Source organism: Sphaerisporangium rufum, from assembly GCF_016863395.1.
Lineage (GTDB): Bacteria > Actinomycetota > Actinomycetes > Streptosporangiales > Streptosporangiaceae > Sphaerisporangium > Sphaerisporangium rufum.
In genome coordinates, this window is record NZ_BOOU01000027.1 from 1 (window position 1) to 4,516 (window position 4,516).

The following is a 4,516-nucleotide window of genomic DNA, read 5'->3' on the forward strand; positions in this document are numbered from 1 at the left end:
GAACGCCGGGGCGGGCAGGCGGTGGGTGATCGTCGGGCTTTCTGGGATGGTGGAGAGCGGGTGGTGTCGGTATCTGACTTGCTGATTGTCCGACCTGGTGGCCGGCTCGCTTGGATAGATGCCCGGTTTGTCGGGGTTGGTCACTTGGGGTGGGGAAGGCTTTGCCGCCGGCTGAGGGTGTTAGGTGTCAGGTGCGGCGCGGCATCCGGGTGCGGGCGAGGAGGACGGCGGCACCGGGCAGGCTGGCCGCGAACGCGAGGACGCCGTACACCACGGCCGTGGTGAGCCCCGCCTGGGCACCGAGCCCGGCGGCGCCGAAGGCCACCGCCAGGAACGCCTCGCGCGGCCCGAAGCCGCCGATGTTGACCGGCACCGCCATGACCAGCAACGCCAGCAGCATCAGCGGCAGCAGCCGCCCGGGCGGCGCGGTGGACCCGGCGGTCCGGGCGGCGACGAGGAACAGCGCGAGGTGGCCGGCCAGCGCCACCGCCGACAGCCCGGCCACGCCCGGCCAGGTGTCCCGGGCGAGCAGGCCGGTCCGCGCGTCGGCCAGCGCCGTCCGCAGCGCCCGGCGCCATCGCGGCCGCGGGCGGGCCGGGCTCCCGGCCACCGGGCGCCGGGCCTGGCGACGCAGCAGGTACGCCCCGGCCAGACCGGCGACGGCCGCCCCAACGGCGAGCAGGAGCCACGGGGCGAGATCCAGGCCGGCCGACGCGGCGGCCGACGGCCGGGCGAGCAGCACTGCCACCCCGGCGGCCACCAGGACCGCCTGGCCGGCGGCCCGCTCCAGCACCACCGCGCGGACGCCGCGGCCGAGGTCACCGGCCCGCTGCCCGTGCCGCACCGCCCGGTGTGCGTCGCCGAGCACCCCGGCCGGCAGCACCGCGTTGAGGAACAGCGAACCGTAGTAATCGCCCAGCGCCGTCGGCCAGCGCAGCGGCAACCCCAGCCGGCGGGCCACCAGCACCCACCGCCCGGCGCTGCACACCGTGGTCAGCAGGCCGATCGCCAGCGCGGCCGCCACCGCGGGCGGCCCGACCATCCGCACGCCGTCCACGAACGCGGCGGTGCCCACCTTGCGGGCCAGCACCGCGAGCACCGCCAGCGCGAGCAGGATCCGCAGCCACGGCCAGACCCGCCGCGCCACCGCCGCCCGGCGCTCCCGCCCGGTCGGGTGGCGCGTACCGAGGTCATCACCGGACGCGGGCACCGGGAGTCGGGCGGAGCCGCCGGTGGAGGCGGTGGCCGGGGCGGCCGGGGCGGTGGGGGTGGCCGGGGCGGTGGCCGGGTGGATCGCGGGCGGGCCGGCTGGCGGCGCGACGGGCGGCCCCACGGGCGGCGCGGCAGGGGACGCGACGGGCGGCGCGGCGGAGCCGGGCGCGGGCGGGGCTCCGGCGCCGGTCCCGGCGAAGGTCATCGGCCGTCTCCGCGGGGTGGCAGGGCGAGCAGGTCCTCGTGGTGGACCACCGCCCGCAGGTCGCCGGCGTCGCACGCCGCCAGCCGGCGACGGAGGTACGCCGCCGCGGGAGCCGCCAGGTCCGGCCGCTGCTCGACGGCGGCGCCCACCCAGCCGCGCAGCCATTCGGCGGTCAGTGCGGACTGCTCCGGGCCCAGCCGCCACGGGCTCGGCCGGCGGTGCACCTCGGCGCCGTGCCGGGCGAACGCGTCGGCGGCGCCCGCCGCGGCGTCCGGCCCGAGCGGGTGGCGGTCACCGGCGACCCGGCGCTGGTGGGCGTTGAACGCGGCGGAGATCTCGGCGTCCAGCGGCTCGGCGGGGTCCAGCTCGACGCGGCCGGTCACCGTCAGCGTGAGCAGTGCCGGACAGCCCGCGGCGGCGCAGGCCACGGCCAGCGCCGACACCTCCTCGGCGGTGAGCAGGTCGAGCAGCGCCGAGGCGGTGACCAGCGAGGTGCCGGTCAGCCGGTCGGCCCGCAGCAGCGTGAGATCGCCGGGCTCGGCCACCGCGGTGACCGGGCGGCCGTCCGCCGCCGGGCCGGTGACGCCCGCCACCGCCCGGGAGAGCAGCACCGGGTCGCGGTCGTGCAGCATCCAGCGCTGGGGGCCGGGCAGCCGGCCGGCCAGCCACCGCCCCATGGATCCGGTACCGCAGCCGAGGTCGCGGATCACCAGGCCGTCGCCGGACCGGTCCGCCGGCTCCGGGCCGGCGGGCCGCTCGGCCGCCCCGGCGGGCATCGGGTGGCGGGCCAGGCGGTCGCCCAGCAGGGCGGGCAGCGTGGCGTCGCGCGCGGCGGCGTCGGCGGCCTCGCGCAGGGTGAGCCACTCCGGGGTGAACTCCGGCTGCTCGCTCATTGGACGACCTCCCGCGGACGGAGGCCGTCCAGCACCTCGGCCAGGCGCCGCGCGGTCGCGTCCCATCCGGCCAGCATGCCACGTCGATCTTGGGCGGATGCCCGGATCCGCGAGCGCAGTCCGGGATCGGTGAGCCAGCGGCGCAGCGCCGCGGCGAGGGCCGCCGGGTCGCCCGGCGGCACCAGCAGGCCCGGCGGCTCCCCGCCGGGCGCCCGGCCGAGCGTCTCGGGCAGCGCGTCCGCCTCGGTGGTGAGCACCGGCACGCCGCGGGCCAGCGCCTCGGTGACCACCATGCCGAACGTCTCGCCGTGCGAGGGCAGCACCATCAGGTCGGCGGCGGCGTAGCACGCGGCCATCTCCGCCCCGGTACGCGGGCCGGCCAGCCGCACCCGGCCGTCGAGCCCCCGGGCGGCGATCAGCCGCCGCACACCCGCGACGTACTCGGGCGCCCGGTCGAGCGACCCGACGCACGCGCAGTCCCACGGCAGATCGGCGAGGCCGCCGAGGGCGCGGACCAGCACCTCCTGGCCCTTGCGCGGGGTGACCGCGGCGACGCAGAGCAGCCGGGTCCCCGCCGGCTCGCCGGCGGTGAGCGGGGCGGGATCGGTGCCCGGCGGGACGACGTGCACCCGGGCGGGGTCCAGGCCGTGCCGGCCGGCCAGCCCGCGGCCGGCCCAGGCGCTGGTGGCCAGCACCGCGCTCGCCGAGTGCAGCGTCTCTCGCTCGCGGGCGTCCAGGTCGGCGGCCAGGGCGGGTGGCAGTCCCGTCTCGGCGGCGAGCGGCAGGTGCACCAGCACCGCCAGGCGGAGCCGCCGCGCGTGCGGGACCACCACCTCGGGCACCCCGCAGGCGACCAGCCCGTCCAGCAGCACCACCGTGCCGTCCGGCATCCCGGCCAGGGCGCGGTCCAGCTCCGCCCGGGCGGCCCGGTCCGGGCGCGGCCAGCCGCCGGGCACCGCGTGCTCGCGCACCGGCCGGCCGGCGGCGGCCAGTTCCCGGCACACCCGGCGGTCGTAGACGTTGCCCCCGCTCGGCACCGCCGGATCGTCCACATCGCCGGGCAGCACCACGTGGACGCGCAGGATCACAGGGCGCGCTCGTAGGTCGCCCAGGCGACGTGTGATTCGTGCAGGGTGACCGTGATGCCGGCCAGCCCGCGGGCGCTCTCGCCCAGCGCGCCGGTGGCGGCCCGGCCGGCCAGCCGGTCGGCGATGACCTTGGCGAGGAACTCCGTCGAGGTGTTGACTCCGGCGAAGTCCGGCTCGTCGTCCAGGTTGCGGTAGTTGAGCGCGGTGAGCACGTCGCCGAGTTCCTTGGTGGCCAGGCCGATGTCGACCACGATGTTGTCCGCGTCCAGCTCGGCCCGGCGGAACGTCGCGTCCACCACGAACGTCGCGCCGTGCAGCCGCTGGGCCGGGCCGAAGACCTCGCCGCGGAAGCTGTGCGCGACCATCAGATGATCACGGACGGTGATGCTGAACAACGGGTCATCCTCCAGCGGGTTCGGCGGTCACTCGGTCCTCCGGCGGACCATACACGACGCGATGGCACAAGCCGGGCAAATCGCCGCGCGCGATGCGCGCCATCACCGCGGGCAGCTCGGCGAACTCGCACTCGCCGCTGATCAGCGCATCGAATGCCGGATCCGCCAGCAGGCGCAGCGCCAGATCGAGCCGGTCGGCGAACGAACGCCGCCCGCCGCGGGCCGGGGATACCGTCCCCACCTGGCTGGCGCGCACGGTGAGCCGCCGCGAATGGAACGCCTCGCCCAGCGGCACCCGCACCCGGCGGTCGCCGTACCAGCTGAGCTCGATCACGGTGCCCTCGGCGGCGAGCAGCTCCAGCGACCGGGCCAGGCCCTCCTCGGTGGCGCTGGCGTGCACCACCAGATCACAGTCACCGGCCGCCCGCTCCGGCGGCACGAACTCCACGCCGAGCGCGGCGGCGGTCCGCGCCCGCGCCGGGTCCACGTCCACCAGCTGCACCCGCGTCCCGGGGATCCCGGCGAGCAACCGGGCCACCGCGCAGCCCACCATCCCGGCCCCGACCACGGCGACGCGATCACCGACCAGCGGTGCCGCGTCCCACAGCGCGTTCACCGCGGTCTCCACCGTTCCGGCCAGCACCGCGCGCGCCGCCGGGACGGCGTCCGGCACCGGCGTCACGGCCTCGACCGGCACGACGTACCGTGTCTGGTGGGGGTAAA

Annotated in this window: 5 protein-coding genes; all 5 read right to left on the bottom strand. The window is 78.0% G+C overall.

The features are described from left to right. Nucleotides 1-187 precede the first annotated feature (187 nt). Nucleotides 188-1,417 carry a lysylphosphatidylglycerol synthase transmembrane domain-containing protein gene (locus Sru01_RS08790; protein WP_239137143.1) on the bottom strand — a complete coding sequence of 410 codons (1,230 nt, stop codon included), beginning with the start codon at nucleotides 1,415-1,417 and terminating at the stop codon, nucleotides 188-190. After that, nucleotides 1,414-2,310, bottom strand: a complete 897-nt coding sequence (locus Sru01_RS08795; RefSeq protein ID WP_203983403.1) for an SAM-dependent methyltransferase — start codon at nucleotides 2,308-2,310, stop codon at nucleotides 1,414-1,416. The genes Sru01_RS08790 and Sru01_RS08795 overlap by 4 nt, the downstream gene beginning before the upstream one ends. Continuing rightward, nucleotides 2,307-3,398, bottom strand: coding sequence for a glycosyltransferase family 4 protein (locus Sru01_RS08800; protein WP_239137145.1), 1,092 nt, complete (start codon nucleotides 3,396-3,398; stop codon nucleotides 2,307-2,309). The genes Sru01_RS08795 and Sru01_RS08800 overlap by 4 nt, the downstream gene beginning before the upstream one ends. Continuing rightward, nucleotides 3,395-3,793, bottom strand: coding sequence for a 6-pyruvoyl trahydropterin synthase family protein (locus Sru01_RS08805; RefSeq protein WP_203983404.1), 399 nt, complete (start codon nucleotides 3,791-3,793; stop codon nucleotides 3,395-3,397). Before Sru01_RS08805 ends, Sru01_RS08800 begins: the two co-directional genes overlap by 4 nt. 4 nt (nucleotides 3,794-3,797) lie before the next feature. After that, a partial coding sequence (locus tag Sru01_RS08810) for a zinc-dependent alcohol dehydrogenase (RefSeq protein ID WP_203983405.1) occupies nucleotides 3,798-4,516 on the bottom strand: 719 nt, incomplete at its 5' end.

Bases quoted from the DNA above. Each gene is read 5' to 3' on its own strand.
- Sru01_RS08790 (WP_239137143.1), bottom strand. From the start codon at position 1,417: ATGACCTTCGCCGGGACCGGCGCCGGAGCCCCGCCCGCGCCCGGCTCC.
- Sru01_RS08795 (WP_203983403.1), bottom strand. From the start codon at position 2,310: ATGAGCGAGCAGCCGGAGTTCACCCCGGAGTGGCTCACCCTGCGCGAG.